14 protein-coding genes are annotated in these 15,362 nt (G+C 71.8%); 10 read left to right on the top strand and 4 right to left on the bottom strand.

All coding sequences use genetic code 11. The features are described 5' to 3' along the window. The first annotated feature begins 61 nt into the window (after window positions 1-61). Window positions 62-1,327, top strand: coding sequence for an aspartate kinase (locus tag ACPXBU_RS22565; protein ID WP_357803330.1), 1,266 nt, complete (start codon window positions 62-64; stop codon window positions 1,325-1,327). A gap of 5 nt (window positions 1,328-1,332) precedes the next feature. Then, entirely contained in the window at window positions 1,333-2,394 is a 1,062-nt protein-coding gene (locus ACPXBU_RS22570; protein ID WP_425759558.1) for an aspartate-semialdehyde dehydrogenase, read from the top strand. Between the two features lie 324 nt (window positions 2,395-2,718). Here the strand turns inward: ACPXBU_RS22570 and ACPXBU_RS22575 are convergent, their stop codons facing one another. Next, window positions 2,719-4,083 carry a diguanylate cyclase gene (locus tag ACPXBU_RS22575; RefSeq protein WP_425759696.1) on the bottom strand — a complete coding sequence of 455 codons (1,365 nt, stop codon included), beginning with the start codon at window positions 4,081-4,083 and terminating at the stop codon, window positions 2,719-2,721. 250 nt (window positions 4,084-4,333) lie between these two features. On the opposite strand from ACPXBU_RS22575, the gene ACPXBU_RS22580 reads away from it, so the two are divergent. The 6 genes from ACPXBU_RS22580 (at window position 4,334) to ACPXBU_RS22605 (ending at window position 7,530) form a co-directional block, all read left to right on the top strand. Continuing rightward, the gene (locus ACPXBU_RS22580; protein WP_425759559.1) at window positions 4,334-4,675 is read left to right on the top strand and encodes an ArsR/SmtB family transcription factor; all 342 of its coding nucleotides are present in this window, start codon (window positions 4,334-4,336) and stop codon (window positions 4,673-4,675) included. Next, window positions 4,676-4,903: a hypothetical protein gene (locus ACPXBU_RS22585; RefSeq protein ID WP_393369257.1), complete on the top strand. Its 228-nt coding sequence runs from the start codon at window positions 4,676-4,678 to the stop codon at window positions 4,901-4,903. Beyond that, window positions 4,900-5,490, top strand: coding sequence for a CDP-alcohol phosphatidyltransferase family protein (locus tag ACPXBU_RS22590; protein WP_425759560.1), 591 nt, complete (start codon window positions 4,900-4,902; stop codon window positions 5,488-5,490). The genes ACPXBU_RS22585 and ACPXBU_RS22590 overlap by 4 nt, the downstream gene beginning before the upstream one ends. Next, window positions 5,487-5,987 carry a hypothetical protein gene (locus tag ACPXBU_RS22595; RefSeq protein WP_425759561.1) on the top strand — a complete coding sequence of 167 codons (501 nt, stop codon included), beginning with the start codon at window positions 5,487-5,489 and terminating at the stop codon, window positions 5,985-5,987. The genes ACPXBU_RS22590 and ACPXBU_RS22595 overlap by 4 nt, the downstream gene beginning before the upstream one ends. A gap of 101 nt (window positions 5,988-6,088) precedes the next feature. Continuing rightward, a complete protein-coding gene (locus tag ACPXBU_RS22600; RefSeq protein ID WP_393369265.1) occupies window positions 6,089-6,868 on the top strand; it encodes a phosphodiesterase in 780 nt (259 codons plus the stop codon). 11 nt (window positions 6,869-6,879) lie between these two features. Then, a complete protein-coding gene (locus ACPXBU_RS22605) occupies window positions 6,880-7,530 on the top strand; it encodes a histone deacetylase (RefSeq protein ID WP_425759563.1) in 651 nt (216 codons plus the stop codon). A gap of 18 nt (window positions 7,531-7,548) precedes the next feature. Here the strand turns inward: ACPXBU_RS22605 and ACPXBU_RS22610 are convergent, their stop codons facing one another. Then, window positions 7,549-8,346 carry an alpha/beta fold hydrolase gene (locus ACPXBU_RS22610; RefSeq protein WP_425759564.1) on the bottom strand — a complete coding sequence of 266 codons (798 nt, stop codon included), beginning with the start codon at window positions 8,344-8,346 and terminating at the stop codon, window positions 7,549-7,551. 253 nt (window positions 8,347-8,599) lie between these two features. On the opposite strand from ACPXBU_RS22610, the gene ACPXBU_RS22615 reads away from it, so the two are divergent. Next, on the top strand, window positions 8,600-10,306 hold the full coding sequence (locus ACPXBU_RS22615) for a bifunctional metallophosphatase/5'-nucleotidase (protein WP_425759565.1): 1,707 nt from the start codon (window positions 8,600-8,602) through the stop codon (window positions 10,304-10,306). Window positions 10,307-11,323: 1,017 nt separating this feature from the next. Here ACPXBU_RS22615 and ACPXBU_RS22620 read toward each other — a convergent pair. Next, the gene (locus ACPXBU_RS22620) at window positions 11,324-12,607 is read right to left on the bottom strand and encodes an MFS transporter (RefSeq protein WP_425759566.1); all 1,284 of its coding nucleotides are present in this window, start codon (window positions 12,605-12,607) and stop codon (window positions 11,324-11,326) included. A gap of 151 nt (window positions 12,608-12,758) precedes the next feature. Between ACPXBU_RS22620 and ACPXBU_RS22625 the strand changes: the two genes are divergently transcribed. Next, window positions 12,759-13,232 carry a hypothetical protein gene (locus tag ACPXBU_RS22625; protein WP_425759567.1) on the top strand — a complete coding sequence of 158 codons (474 nt, stop codon included), beginning with the start codon at window positions 12,759-12,761 and terminating at the stop codon, window positions 13,230-13,232. Between the two features lie 45 nt (window positions 13,233-13,277). Here the strand turns inward: ACPXBU_RS22625 and ACPXBU_RS22630 are convergent, their stop codons facing one another. Continuing rightward, window positions 13,278-15,194 (bottom strand): hypothetical protein, encoded by a 1,917-nt coding sequence (locus ACPXBU_RS22630; RefSeq protein ID WP_425759568.1) that lies wholly within the window; start codon window positions 15,192-15,194, stop codon window positions 13,278-13,280. Window positions 15,195-15,362 lie beyond the last annotated feature (168 nt).

A 15,362-nucleotide genomic window follows, 5' to 3' on the forward strand; every position in this document is an offset into this window, starting at 1 on the left:
CGCCGGCCCCGGTTCCGGCGGCGTCGGCACGCTCAGGGTCGCTGGGAGGGAGTGCACCGTCGTGGCACTCGTGGTGCAGAAGTACGGCGGGTCCTCCGTCGCCAACGCCGAGCGGATCAAGCGGGTGGCCGAGCGCATCGTCGCCGCCCGCAAGGCCGGCGACGACGTGGTGGTGGTGGTCTCCGCGATGGGGGACACCACCGACGAGCTGCTGGACCTGGCCAACCAGGTCAGCCCGCTGCCGCCGGGCCGCGAGTTGGACATGCTGCTCACCGCCGGGGAGCGGATCTCCATGGCGTTGCTCGCCATGGCCATCCACAACCTGGGGTACGAAGCCCGCTCGTTCACCGGCTCGCAGGCCGGCGTGATCACCACCTCGGTGCACGGCCGCGCGCGGATCATCGACGTCACCCCGGGGCGGCTCAAGGGCGCGCTCGACGAGGGGTCGGTGGTCATCGTCGCCGGCTTCCAGGGCGTCTCGCAGGACACCAAGGACGTCACGACGCTGGGCCGGGGTGGCTCGGACACCACAGCCGTGGCGCTCGCCGCCGCCCTGCACGCCGACGTCTGCGAGATCTACACCGACGTGGACGGCATCTTCACCGCCGACCCGCGGATCGTGCCCAACGCCCGGCACATCCGGCACATCACCTACGAGGAGACGCTGGAGCTGGCCGCGTGCGGCGCGAAGGTACTGCACCTGCGTAGCGTGGAATACGCCCGTCGGGCGGGGTTGCCGATCCACGTCCGTTCGTCATACTCGACCAACACCGGCACGATGGTCACCGGATCGATGGAGGACCTTTCCGTGGAGCAGGCACTGATCACCGGGGTCGCGCACGACCGCAGCGAGGCCAAGATCACGATTGTCGGGGTGCCCGACGAGCCGGGTGCCGCCGCGGCGATCTTCGACACCGTCGCCGGTGCCGAGATCAACATCGACATGATCGTGCAGAACGTCTCCACCGAGGGCACCGGCCGGACGGACATCTCGTTCACCCTGCCCAAGGCCGACGGCCCCACCGCGATGGCCGCGCTCAGCAAGATCCAGGAGCCGGTCAAGTTCAAGGGCCTGCTCTACGACGACCACGTCGGCAAGGTCTCGCTGATCGGTGCCGGCATGCGCTCGCACCCCGGTGTGGCCGCCGGCTTCTTCGCCGCGCTCGGCGCTGCCGGGGTCAACATCGAGATGATCTCCACCTCCGAGATTCGGGTCTCCGTGGTCTGCCGGGACACCGACCTCGACGCCGCCGTCCGCGCCATCCACGACGCGTTCGAGCTTGGCGGCGATACCGAAGCCGTGGTCTACGCGGGGACGGGTAGGTAGCGCCGATGACGGCGCTGCCCACCCTCGCCGTGGTCGGAGCGACAGGTGCCGTCGGCACCGTGATGTGTGAGCTGCTCACGGGGCGCCGCAACGTCTGGGGTGAGATCCGGCTGCTCGCCTCCGAGCGCTCGGTCGGCAAGCGGGTGCGCTGCCGAGGTGAGGACGTCGTCGTCCAGGCGCTGACCCCGGAGGCGTTCGACGGGGTCGACGTGGCGATGTTCGACGTCCCCGACGAGGTCTCCGCCGAGTGGGCGCCGATCGCCGTCGCCCGCGGCGCGATCGCCGTCGACAACTCCGGCGCGTTCCGGATGGACCGGGACGTCCCGCTCGTCGTTCCGGAGATCAACCCCGAGCAGGTCCGCAGCCGGCCCCGGGGCATCATCGCGAACGCCAACTGCACCACCCTCGCGATGATCGTCGCGGTGGCGCCCCTGCACCGCGAGTACGGCCTGCGGGAGCTGGTGCTCGCCTCCTACCAGGCGGTCTCCGGCGCCGGCCAGGCCGGCGTGGACATCCTGCACGACCAGCTCACGAAGGTCGCCGGGGACCGCGCGCTCGGCTCGCGCACCGGCGACGTCCGCCAGGCGGTCGGCGACGACCTGGGCCCGTTCCCCGCCCCGCTGGCGCTCAACGTGGTGCCCTGGGCCGGCTCGTCGGCCGACGGCGGCTGGTCGTCGGAGGAGATGAAGATCCGCAACGAGTCGCGGAAGATCCTCGGCCTGCCCGACCTCAAGGTGTCCGCCACCTGCGTCCGGGTGCCGGTGGTCACCGCCCACTCGGTGGCCGTGCACGCGGTCTTCGGCACCGAGGTCGATGCCGAGGGCGCCCGCGAGGCGCTGCGCAACGCGCCCGGGGTGATCGTGGTCGACGACCCCGAGGCGGGGGAGTTCCCGATGCCGATCGACGCGGTCGGCACCGACCCGTCCTGGGTCGGCCGGATCCGCCGCTCCCTGGACGACCCCCGGGCCCTGGACTTCTTCGTCACCGGCGACAACCTCCGCAAGGGCGCCGCTCTCAACACCGCCCAAATCGCCGAACTCCTAGCAAAAGAACTCCGCACCCCCTAACTCGGAAGTAGACCTACTTCCTCCCGATTAGGGCCGCTTCGCGCAGCGGAGCGGAGCGACTAATCCCCCCACCCCACGGTGCCCCCGCGCGCCCCCACCCCGCCCCCCGTGCCCTCCCCGCCCCGCACCCCCTCGCGCCGCACCCCCTCGCGCCGCACGCCCTCGCGCCGCACCCCCTCGCGCCGCGATCTTGCACTTTCTGTCGCGGCGAAAGGGGCGAAAGTAGACGAATCGGCGACAGAAAGTGCAAGATCGCGGTCGTGTGAGGGTGTGAGGGTGTGAGGGTGTGAGGGTGTGAGGGTGTGAGGGTGTGAGGGTGTGAGGTTAGGCGGCGGAGAGTAGGACTCCGTCTCGGCCTTGGCGTTTTACCGCGTAGAGGGCCTGGTCGGCTCTGCGCAGGGTGCGGTCGGGGGTTTCGCCGGGGCGGGGGAGCGCGACGCCCACGCTGATCGTGCGGCCGACGCGCCGGGCCGCCTCGGTCAGCCGTTCGGCGATCCGGACCGCCTCCTCGGGGCGACTCACCTCGATCACCGCGACGAACTCGTCGCCGCCGATCCGGTACAGCTCGTCGCCGTGCCGGAGCGCCTCCTCCAGAGCGCGGGCCAACCCGACGAGCACCCGATCGCCGGCCTGGTGGCCGTACGTGTCGTTGACGGTCTTGAAGCCGTCCACGTCGATCGCCAGCAGGGCCGTACGCCCCGGGGTGGCCGCCGCGATCCGCTGCCCGAACGGGCCGGTGTGCCGCAACCCGGTCAGCGGGTCGGAGCTGGCCTGCTCGCGTAGTCGGGCCAGCGTGCGGAGCCGGTCCAGGTTGGTCCAGGCCTGCCCGGCGAGCAGTTCCATCAGGCTGACGGTGGTCGGGTCCGGGCGCAGGGCGCGTTCGTCGGCGACCAGCAGCACGCCGTCGGCCTCCGGTGGCCCAACCGGTACGGCGACCAACGTCTGCGCCCCCGCCCGGGTCAGCGGCCGGTAGTCCTCGGTCGGGGGGTGCCCCGCCTCCCCGAGCGTGTAGCCGGCGCCGTAGCGGTGTGCCCGGTCGACCATCCGGGCCAGGGCCGCCGGGCCAGCCTCGGTCAGCTCGGCACGGATCCGGGTCTCCAGGTCGCTCGGCGTCGCCGGGGGCGGACCGAGCTGGCCGGTGACCAGGAGGACCGCGGTGGAGAGGGTGGAGACCTCCCGGGCGGCGCGGGCCGCCGCGTCCATCAGCTCTGCCTCGGTGAGCGCGGAGGAGAGCGCGGCGGTGTGCCGGAGCAGCTTCTCGCTGCGGCTCTCCTCGGGTGGGCCGCCGAGCGCGGTGATTCGCGCGCCGAGTCGGTCGGCCAGCCGCTGTGCCGTCTCCCGCCACAGCTCCAGGTCGGCTGGCTCACTCCACTGGAGGTCGAGCACGCCGATGGCCCGGCCCGTCGGGTCCAGCACCGGTACGCACAGCTCGGCGGTCACGTCGGGGCGTACCGGAAGGTAGTCCGGGTCGGCGGTGACGTCCGGGACTACGGCGGGGGCGCCGGTGGCGTACACCCGCCCGACGATGCCGGTGCGCGCCGGCACGGTCGCGAAGACCTGCCAGGCCCCGGTCGCCGCGACGCAGCGCAAACGGTCGTGGGCCGCGAGCAGCACGGAGATCGTCGCGGTCGTGTGGCGGGACAGCGCGGTGACCGTCCATCGACAGGCCTCCGGCACGCTCGACGCCATCGGGAGGCGGACGATGACGTCACGGCTGACTCGCTGATGATCCACTCGCACGTCGTTCCAGGTAGGGGAGGGGCCCGGCCGGCGCCGAGCCGCACGATCAAGCGTACTCACGATGACGCGACGGCCGGGCTTCGTACACACGTGCTATCCACAGGCTGTGGACACAGCCTGTGGGCGGTGCCACCGGGCATCGGAGTTGACGATCGCGTTTGCGCCTGCCAATAATAGTTGGCATGAGCCAAGGTGAGCTATGGGAGAGCTGAGCGGCGACCGGCTGGTCGAGGTCCTTGCCACGCTGGCCAGCCCGCACCGACTGCGGGTGCTCGCCGCACTGACCGGCGGACGCGTGTACGTCTCACAGCTCGCCCGCGATCTGGGCATCAGCCGCGCACTGCTGCAGGTGCACCTCAAGAAGTTGGAAAAAGCCGGGCTGGTCACCGCGCACCTGGAGTTGTCCGAGGACGGCAAGGCACTCAAGTACTACGAGACCGCGCCTTTCTCGTTGCACCTCACGCCCGACGTGGTGGCGGCCGCCGTCACCACCCTGAGCAACGCCGGAGACGGCAATGCCGTACCGAAAGGAACACGTTAGATGGACGTCACCGCCTCGGTCTTCCTCGTCGTCGTCGCCGCCCTGCTCATCTCGGGCGTCTGGTACGCGGGCGTCCGCACGCGGACCGCGCTGGCGGGCGAACTGCAGCGGCAGTACGCCGAGCAGGCCGCCGAGACCCAGCGCCTACTCGCCGACGTGAGCGCGCAGTTGGCCGACCTGAACCGGCGCACCGCCGACATGCAACGCATCCTCAAGGACGCCGAATGACAGCCGTCGGCCTCAGTCCGCCGGTCACGCTGCTCAACGTCCCCAACGCCATCACCGCCGTACGCACGGCCGGTGCCGTCGGGCTCGCCGTGGCGGCGCTGACCCAGCGCAGCGCGCATCTGCTGGTCGCCGCCTACCTGCTCTACTGGATCGGAGACATCCTCGACGGTGCCGCCGCCCGGAGCCTGGGGCAGGAGACGCGTACCGGCGCGGTCTTCGACATCGTCGCGGACCGTGCCTGCACGTCGGCCTGCGCCGCCGCGCTGATGGTGCTGCGGCCGGCCACGGCCCTGCCGATCGCGGTGTTCCTGGTCCAGTTCATGGTCGTCGACCAGTTGCTGAGCCTGATGTTCCTGCGCTGGCCGCTGCTCAGCCCGAACTACTTCGCCCGCGTCGACAGGCGCATCTACCTGTGGAACTGGTCTCCACCGGCCAAGGCGCTGAACACCGCCGCGGTGGTGCTGCTGGCGATCTTCGCGCCGATGACCGTGGCCGTCACGTTCGCCCTCGCGGTCGCCGCGGTGAAGGTCGTCTCGTTGGCCTGCGCCGCCAAGCTGCCGGCGGGCCTCCCGCGCACCCAACCATGATCGCCGTCCTGGTGGCCGCAGCCGTCGGGCTGCTGTCGGCCTTCCTGCCGTTCACCCCGGCCGAGCCGTACCTGATCGCGACCGTCGCGACGACAAGCGCGCCGCCCGTGGCGCTCGGCGTGGCCGCCGCTGCCGGTCAGACCGTCGGCAAGGTCCTGATCTTCCTCGGTGCGCGCGGCGCGATCCGCTCGACGTGGCTGCAACGGCGGCTGCGCAGAGACGCGCCCGCCGTGCCGGCGCGGCCGGGTCGACTGGGCACGATCCTGGCGCGTCCGAAGGCGGCCGGCGCGCGACTCGTCGAGGTGCTGGAACGCCCCCACCAGTCGACCGGGATGCTGCTGGTCAGCGCCGTCACCGGCCTGCCGCCGCTGCTGGCCGCCAGTGTCTACCTGGGACGCACACCCATGCGCCCGGCCGCCTTCGCCGTGACGTGCCTGCTGGGCCGGGCGATCCGCTTCGTCACTGTCGCGCTGGCCCCGCAGCTCGCCGGCTACTGAGACGGTGCCGGGCCGAGCGCGGACTGCCGCGTCTGGTCGCCCCCGCAACCGCGCGCCCGGCGATAGCGTGAAGCCCTCGACACCGAGGAGGCGAGCCGCCCATGCTCATCGCTCAGCTCAGTGATCCGCACCTGACCACCGGTCTGCTCGCCGCCGCACCGGCCGCCGGGCTGCACCGCGCGCTCGGCCGGGTGCTGGCGGTGCGGCCGCGGCCGGACTGCGTGGTGATCACCGGTGACCTGGTCGACCACGGCCGGCCGGACGAGTACGAGGCGCTGCGCGAGCTGATCGGCCGGTTCCCGCTGCCGGTGTACCTGGCCCCCGGCAACCACGACGACCGTGAGGCGCTGCTCGACGCCTTCGGCGGCACACCGTGGCTCGGCGGCGGCTTCTCGACCCACTACCACGTCGACCACGAGGCGGCGACGATCGTCGTGCTCGACTCGCTCGTCGCCGGCAGCGACGGTGGCCAACTCGGCGAGGAGCAGCTCGGCTGGCTGGACGGGGTGCTGGCCGGGCGACCCGAGGTGCCCGCCGTGCTCTGCCTGCACCATCCGCCAGTGGCGGTCGGTATCCCCGTGGCCGACTCCATCCAGCTCGCCGACGGTGCCGCGCTCGCCGAGGTGGTCGGGCGGCACCCGCACGTCGTCCGGGTCGCCGCCGGCCACCTGCACCGCCCGGTCACCACGGCCTACGCGGGGACGGTGCTCACCGTGGCGCCCAGCACGTGGAGGCAGGCCACGCTCACCATGAGCGCCGACGACCAGATCGGCTGGGTCGACGAGCCGACGGCCTTCCTGCTGCACCTGGTCGAGGCGGGTGGCTGCGTGACACACACCGTGCAGGTGAGCCACTCGGCCGGTCAGACCTGTAGCTCCTGAGCGAGCCCGGCGTGGTGCTCTGGTACGTCGCGTACGGCTCGAACATGCACGCCGCCCGCCTGGCCTGGTACATCGGCGGCGGCTGCCCGCCGGGTGGGAGGCGGACGTACCCGGGCTGCCGGGACCGGCGTCCACCGAGCCGGTCGGTCCCGGTGTGGCTGCCCGGCGGGATCTACTTCGCCGGTGAGTCCCGGGCCTGGACCGGGGGCATGGCCTTCTACGACCCGCGGTTGCCGGGCGAGGCCGCGGCCCGCGCCTACCTGGTCACCGAGGAGCAGTTCGCCGACATCGCCGCCCAGGAGATGTATCGCCCGGCCGGTGCCGACGCCGACCTGGTCCCCGCCACCGGGGCGGCGGTCGAGGCGGCCATCGCCGCTGGACGGGCGACGCTCGGCCCCGGCCGGTACGAGACGTTGATCTGCCCCGGCAGCCACAGCGGCGTGCCCCTGCTCACCTTCACCGCGCCCGAGGGGGCGTCGGCCACCCGGTGCCGGCCGCCCGCGCCGATCTACCTCGGCATGATCGCCCGCGGCCTACGGGAGGCACACGGCTGGCCGACCGAGCGGATCACCAGCTATCTGGCGGCTCGACCCGGCGTGGCCGACGGGTGGCGCCCCGACGACGTTGCCGCCCTGGTCACCGAGGCGCTGGCCGCCGGGTGACCCGCTGCGCCGGTGCCGTCAACCGAGCAGGAACTCGCGCAGCGCGGGAGCCAGCGTCGCCGGCGGCACGTCGTGGTAACCACCGTCGAGGCTGATGGACCGGCCGCCCGGGACCGCCTCGGCGGCGGCCCCGCTCGCGTCCCGCAGCCACTGTGGACTGCCGGTGCTGTGCACCGCGAGAGTCGGCACGGTGATGGCCGCCAGCCGGCCGGTGGGCAGTCGCCCACCGGCGGTGACGATCGAGTCGTACACCAGTGTGTGCGCGATTGCCGTGAGCCCGCCCCACATCGGTTGCGACCGCATCCTGGTGATCTCCTCCGCCGGCAGCCCCACCGAGTCGCCGAGGAAGAGCTGCACCGCGCCGTCCCTGTCGTCGGCGGCGATCAGCTCGATGAGGCGCGCGGTGAGATCCCGCCAGACGCCCACGTGCGGACCGACCTGGAACGGTGGCTCGAACAGGGCCAACCTGGTCACCGGAAGCCCCTGCGCGGTGGCGAGGGCGGACAGGACCGCGCCGGAGGAGATCCCGTAGACGGCGGCGGAACCACCTGCCGCCGCGATCAGGGCGGCCAGGTCGTCGATCTCGCGACCGATCTCGTAGGGCGCGTTGTCGCCGCTGAAGCCCCGCCCGCGGCGGTCATAGCCCAGAACTGTGAAATCCGGTGCCAACGCCTCGGCCAGCGCACGGGTCGCGGTGCGGTCGCTGAACGCCCCGCCGACCAGGACGATCGCCGGCCCGGCGCCGGACCGCTCGAACGCGATGGGTGTGCCGTCCGCCGATCGCACCTGCTCCACCTGCGGTGTCGTCTCGCTCACGATGCTGCCTCCGTCCGCGCCGACCGTCAGGTCCTTTCTAGACCCTGGGTACGACGATGTCTGGCAAACGCTCCTCCGAGGTGCGGGCGTACCCGCAGCTCCGGGTCGACCCGGCGGCGTCCGGATGAGAGGCTGTCGGTGCAGGCGGCCATCCCCAACCGCCGCCAACCGCGACCCTGACGACGGCGTCGCTCGGCGGCCCGGTCGACCCAGAGGCCAGGCCCCGCAGGCGCCGATTCTTCCAAGGAGATCCATGTCCATGACCGGGATGCGACGGGCCGCTGTCGGCCTGACCGCGCTCGCGGTGGCCGCGTTCGGCGCGGTCGCCACCAGCCCAGAACAGGCCGACGCGCGACCGAAGCCGGTCGACGTCACCCTGCTGGCCCTCAACGACCTCCACGGCAACCTCGAACCGCCGAGCGGCTCCAGCGGCACGATCGCCGGGCAGGCCGCGGGCGGCGTCGAATACCTGGCGACCCACCTGGCCGAGTTGCGCGCCGCCGCCAAGAAGAAGAACACCATCACGGTGGCCGCCGGTGACCTGATCGGCGCGTCCCCGCTGCTCTCCGCCGCGTTCCACGACGAGCCGACGATCGAGGCGCTGAACATGGCCGGGCTGGACTACGCCAGCGTCGGCAACCACGAGTTCGACGAGGGCGCCGCCGAGCTGCTGCGGATCCAGAACGGCGGCTGCCACCCGGTGGACGGCTGCGCCGACGGCACCCCGTTCCGGGGCGCCGACTTCAGGTACCTGTCCGCGAACGCCTTCAAGACCGCCACCGGCAAGCCGCTGCTGGCACCGTACGCGATCCACAAGGTGCAGGGCGTCAAGGTCGGCTTCATCGGCATGACCCTGGAGGGCACCCCGCAGATCGTCAGCCAGCAGGGCGTCGCCGGCCTCACCTTCGCCGACGAGGCGGACACCGCCAACCGGTACGCGCGCGAGCTGCGCCGCAAGGGCGTACAGGCCATCGTCGTGCTGCTGCACGAGGGCGGCACCCAGGCGGCGACCGGTGGCATCAACGACTGCGTCGGCATGACCGGGCCCATCGTGGACATCGCCAACCGGATGGACCCGTCGATCGACGTGGTGGTCAGCGGGCACACCCACCAGGCGTACAACTGCGACATCAACGGCAAGCTGGTCACCAGTGCCAGCTCGTTCGGACGCCTGGTCACCGACATCGACCTGAAGATCGACCGCCGGAGCGGGGACGTCATCTCCGCCGCCGCGAACAACGTCGTGGTCACCCGTGACGTGGCCAAGGACCCGAGGCAGACCGCCCTGATTGACAGGTACAAGACGGTGCTCGGCCCGGTCGCCGGCCGCCAGGTCGGCGTGACCAGCCAGGCCATCACCCGGAGCCAGGAAACCCTCTTCGGTACGAGTCTCGGTGAGTCCCCGCTCGGCAACCTGATCGCCGACGCCCAACTCGCCGCCACCGACGACGAAGAGGGCGCGGTCGCCGCCTTCATGAACCCGGGCGGAGTACGGGCCGACCTCGACGCCGGCCCGGTCACCTACGAGGAGGCGTTCACGGTGCAGCCGTTCGCCAACAACCTGGTGACGCTCGACCTGACCGGCGCACAGCTCTACTGCGTGCTGGAGCAACAGTTCGTCACCAACCGGACGCTGTACCCGTCGGCGACCGTGGGCTACGTGGTCGACCCCAACGGCACCACCGGCACGGTGGCCGACCCGTGCGCCGGCACCCGGGTGGTCCGGGGCAGCCTCACCCTCGGCGGGACCGCCGTCGACACCACCGCCACCTACCGGGTGACGGTGAACAACTTCCTGGCCGGCGGCGGCGACGGCTTCAGCGCCCTCACCGGCGGGACCAACCAGGTCACCGGCCAGATCGACCTGGACGCGTTCGTGGCGTACCTGACCGCGCAGTCGCCGGTCTCCGCCCCGACGCTGGACCGCATCCGCACCACCGCCGAGGTCCCCGCCGCCTGACGGCCGACCCCGCGACACCGGGCCCCGGAGCAGCCGCTCCGGGGCCCGACCCGTCCATTGCCCGCGTCCGTGCGCCCGTGCTCGCGCGTGTCCGTGCTTCCGTGCTCGTGCGTGTCCGTGCTTCCGTCCGCGCTTCCGTGCTCGTGCGTGTCCGTGCTTCCGTGCTCGTGCGTGTCTGTGCTTCCGTGCTCGTGCGTGTCTGTGCTTCCGTGCTCGTGCGTGTCTGTGCTTCCGTGCTCGTGCGTGTCCGTGCTCCCGTGCTCGCTCCCGCGCCCGTGCTTCCGTGCTCGCGCGCGTCCGCCCTCCCGTGCTCGCTCCCGCGCCCGTGCCCGACGTCCCCTGCGTGTGCCCGCCCCAGAGGCCCGTGCCTGCGCGCGCCTGGGCCTACCTGCGCCCGCGCGGACAAGATCGCGCTCGAACATGGATGTAGTGGCATCGGCGTTCGGAGATGCCACTACATCCCGGATCCAGCACGATCTTGGTCTGCGTCGAGATCAAGGCGGGCTTAACCTCGACGCCATAGCCACCCCAAGGAAGACCACCGAAGGGTGTTGCAACCACCGGCTGAGCCTGCCCAATGGGGAAATCCCCCGCAACATCAGGGATGTTGCTGCCTCCCGCGTGCCCGAGGCAGCAACATCCCTGATGTTGCTCAGATCTTGGCGCGGGGCGCGGGGCGCGGGGCGCGGGGCGCGGAGTGCGGGGCGCGGGGCGCGGAGTGCGGGGGCGCGGGAGTGCGGGAGTGCGGGGGCGCGGAGTGCGGGGGCGCGGAGTGCGGGGCGCGGAGTGCGGGGGCGCGGGAGTGCGGGAGTGCGGGGGCGCGGGAGTGCGGGAGCGCGGGGGGTGCCGGACGCGGGGAGGCGGGGCGCGGGGGTGCGGGGAGTGCGGGAGTACGCGGGCCGCGGGCTGCGGGGGTATGGGACGGGGGGACACGGGCCACGGGGGTATGGGACGGGGGGAGGCAGGGAGCGGGAAGGGCGGGGCGCGGGCGCGGGGTGCCTGGGATGGGTGTCGAGGTCAGGCGGGGGTGGGGGTCGGGGCGGGAGATGTCGCGACGGCCGTGGTGCGGCCGTCCTGCTCGGCGCTGAGCAGCCGGCGCAGCGAGAGCGCGATCAACGACGCGACCAGGCAACCGCCGACCACCGTCGCCACCCAGACTCGGCCGTCGGCGGCGCCGATCAGTGGCCCCGCGGTCACCGGACCGATCACACCGCTGATTCCGAAGATCATCGAACTCATCGCGTTGTACCGGCCGCGAAGCTCGTCAGTGGCCAGGGCGTTGGTCAGCGCGGGCATCACCGGCGACAGCATCGTCTCGCCGAAGCCGAAGATCGCCGAGCAGGCCACCACGCACAGGGCGGCCAGCACCGCGCTCTCCCCGGTGACCAGGCCGGCCGCGCCGAGGACCAACCAGGCGGCGGCGAACACCGCCCCCACCACCGCCAGTGCCCTAGTGCGGCTGCGGCCCTCGATCCGACGGATCACCAGCAGTTGCGCGAGCACGATCATCACGGTGTTGGCCGCGAGCGCCCAGGCCACCACCCGGGGGTTCACCTCGACCACCCGCACCGCGTACGCGGCGAAGCCCACCTCGATCTGCGCGTACCCGCAGGTGGTGAGAACCAGCCCGAAGACCACCAGCCGTCGGAACGGGCGGTCCCGCAGCACGGTCAGGTAGCCGCCGGGCGACGGCTCGTCGACACCTCGACGGTTGCCGAGTCGGTGACCCACGGCGGGCAGGGAGAGCAGGATCAGCGCCGGCAGCAGGTACGTCAGCGCGTCCAGCAGGTAGATCGTCTGGAAGCTGCCGGGCCGGGCGGTGTCGACGATCGCGCCGGAGGTCATGCCGCCAACGCCGATACCGAGATTGAGCAGGGCGAAGTTCAGCCCGAACACGCGTTGCCGCTCGTCGTCGTCGGTCAACGACGCGAGGATCGTGTTCTGCCCGGACCAGATCGCCGAGCTGCCGATGGCGATCACTGTCATCACCAGCAGTGCCGAACCGGTCGAGTGGACCAGCGCGAGCGAGCCCGTGCCGATCGCCTCGATCACCAGGCAGGTCACCACCACCCAGCGGGCGCCGATCCGGTCGATGAGCGTCCCGCCCAGCGGCGACAGCGCCAGGGTGACCGCGCCATACCAGCCGATCACGAGGCCGGCGCGGGCGTCGGTGAGACCGCGTACGTCGGTCAGGTAGATGAACAGGAACGGCAGGGTCAGACCGCGCCCGATCGCCGACAGCAGAGTGCCGAGCATGATCCGGCGGGCGTCCGATCGGCGGGGCAGGGCGCGACGCAGCATGTCCGGCATTCTGTTCGTCAGGTGTGACACGGCGCGAACCGTTTTGGTCGCACCCCGCCGTCGCCGAGGCCATCGGGTGACCAATCCCACGATGATCCACTCGGCTCGGTGGTGGTCGGTAGGTGTCCGCCGGGTCTGCGATGCTGGCCCGATGACCGGCACCTGGCGACATCTGCCCGCTACCGCCCGCGCCATCGCGGTGACCGCCACCGCGGCCGTCGCCGCCGCCCAGGCACGCGACGGTCAGGCGTACGACGAGGCGGTCGGTGGCCTGGCCGCCGACGAGCGCTCCGGCCTGGTGCTCGGCGCGGTGGTCCGGCTGCTGCTGGAGGAGGGCCATCCGGAGGGGCTGGCCGGCGACGACATCCGCCAGGTGTTGACCCGTTGCGTGCAGAGCGCGACGCGGTGGCGGTCGGACGTGGACCCGCACGTGGTGCTCGTCCTGCTGGCGGGCGCGCTCGGCGTGTACGACCCCGACGGCGACGAGTCGCCCCCGGACGCGTCGGCGCTGGCCCGGCATGCCCCGCTCCTGGTGGCCGACCTGTTGGCGACGACAGGCGTGTCGTTCGACGACTACCTCGCCGCCGCGTTCGCCGAGATCGAACGCACCGAACGACAGGACTGACCGGCGGGGCGGCCACCTCGGTGTGTGGCCGCCCCGCCGTTCAGGTCAGGCGGCGGGGGTCGCCACCTCGAACGAGTACCAGTTGGCGTCGTATCCGACCGAGCCGTCGGCGTGGACGCCGTAGACGGTAAGCGTCACGTACCCGCTGGCCGTCGGCGTCCAGGTGATCGTGGCGCGACCGTTCTCGTCGGCCGCCACCTCGGTCGGCTCGGCGTCGTCGAAGCTGTAGCGGAAGGCCTTGGTGTCCGTCCAACCCACCGGCGGGGAGAAGGTGAAGGTGCCCTCGACTCCCACGCCGCCGACCGGCGAGCCGTCACGCGAGTAGTAGACCTCGGACCTCACCCCGGGGCCGGGGCTGTAGTACCCGGACCAGGAGGCCGCCTGTGACACGAACCCGTTGTCGCTGCGGCTGCGTACCGTGATCTGGGGTCCGTCCGGCTTGGTGGAGACGAAGCGGAAGTAGGCCGTCCCGTCCTCCTCCGCGGACCTGATCTCCGGGTCTCGCCCGTCCAGGGTGATCTCGTACTCGCGGACGCCTGTGACCCCGGGCGCCGGGACGAACCTCAGCAGCACTTCCTGCCCCCACTGCGGCGGACCGTTCTCCTCCCGCACCTCGGGGGCGGTCCACGGCACGAGGGTGCGGTACTCGACGGTCCCGGAGACGTTGCCGGCGAGGTCGATGGAGCGGACGGTGAGCGTCTGCGTTCCGAAATCGCTCGGATTGATCGTCACGGTCGCCGAACCGCCCGGCTTGTCCGCCCGGACCGCTCCCGGCTGGTCGAGCGGGTTCGGGCACTCCAGCTGACCGTAGTCACCGCTGGTCGAGCAGCTGCGGACGCCCAGACCGCGCCAGGAGTACTCGAAGCCGGCGACGTCCTTGTTGCCGTTGCCGGAGAAGGTGAAGGTCCCGGGCACACCTGCCGGTGCCCACTCGCCGGTGCTGTCCGCCGGGTAGTTGGCCGAGGTGACGGTGGGCGCGCCGGGCGCGGTGCCGTCGTGGGTGAAGAAGCACTTCTTCGACCACGCCGAGGCGTCGGTGCCGTCGGTCACCCGGGCCTGCCAGACGTACGACTCGCCGTCGGCGAGGAAACCGTCGGGCAGGTTGACGGTGTTGGCCCGGCCGGAGATGCCGTGCTCTCCGGTGAACACCTGCCGGGCGTCCGGCGTGGCCTTCGGCCAGATGGCGACCTCGGTCCGGACGGCCCACTCGTCGTTGGCGTCCGCGTCGGAGCCGACCGCCTGCAGCACGTTGGCGAACCCGCCGATGCGCGGGTACGGCTTCAGTTGGGTGCAGGGGAGACCACCGTTGTAGAGGTGGGCACCGTCGATCTGCGGCACCGAGTTGTACGTGGTGCTCATCCGGACGCCCTGGTAGGCGTCGAGTCGTCGACCGTAGGAGGCGTCGCTCTCGAACTGCTCGGGCACCCGGATCTCGAAGGTGATGTGGCGCTGCCGGTGTGCCACCGCATCCTGCACCGCCGGGGTCACGTCGAGGGCGATGCCACGGGGGCAGTACTGCGTGGGCGTCACGTCCTCGGCGACCTTGACGATGGGCGCCGGCGGCCGGTTCCAGGTGGGCGTCGTGGTCACCGGCTTCGTCCGCCAGATCTCGACGGCACGCTTACCGCAGTCGGCGACGCTGTCCTCGTCGACGAAGACCTTGCCGGAGTAGATCTTCTTGCCCTCGTACGCGGCGAGGTCGAAGGTGACGTACACCCGCGAGGTGTGGCTCTTGCCCGCGTCGTCCTGCCAGGTGCCGAGCGGAAGAGGGGTGTCGTCCTCCGACGGGTACGCCTTCTTCGGCGTCGCCGAGTCGGTCCAGCCCACGGCGACGGTCGGCGTGCGCTCGGGCTGCGGTGCCGCGAGGGCCGCGCTCGTGGTGGACATGAGACTGAGCCCGCTGACGCCCATCGTCAGCGCGAGGGCGCCAAGGGCGGCGCGGCGCGGCCTGGATCTGATCACAGTGGATGTTCCTCCCCGTGTGCCATCCGCCTACTGAACGGATGATCAGGCGCATCAAATCCTGGATGGTGCGGGGCGGCAACCGCCTTTCGGCCGGCTTGGTAGCCGGCCGAAAGGATCGGTGATCTTTGAGCCGTGCCGACGGGACGGCAGACCCGGACCAGCTCG

The sequence above is a fragment of the Micromonospora sp. DT231 genome, assembly GCF_049847025.1.
Classification (GTDB): Bacteria; Actinomycetota; Actinomycetes; order Mycobacteriales; family Micromonosporaceae; genus Micromonospora.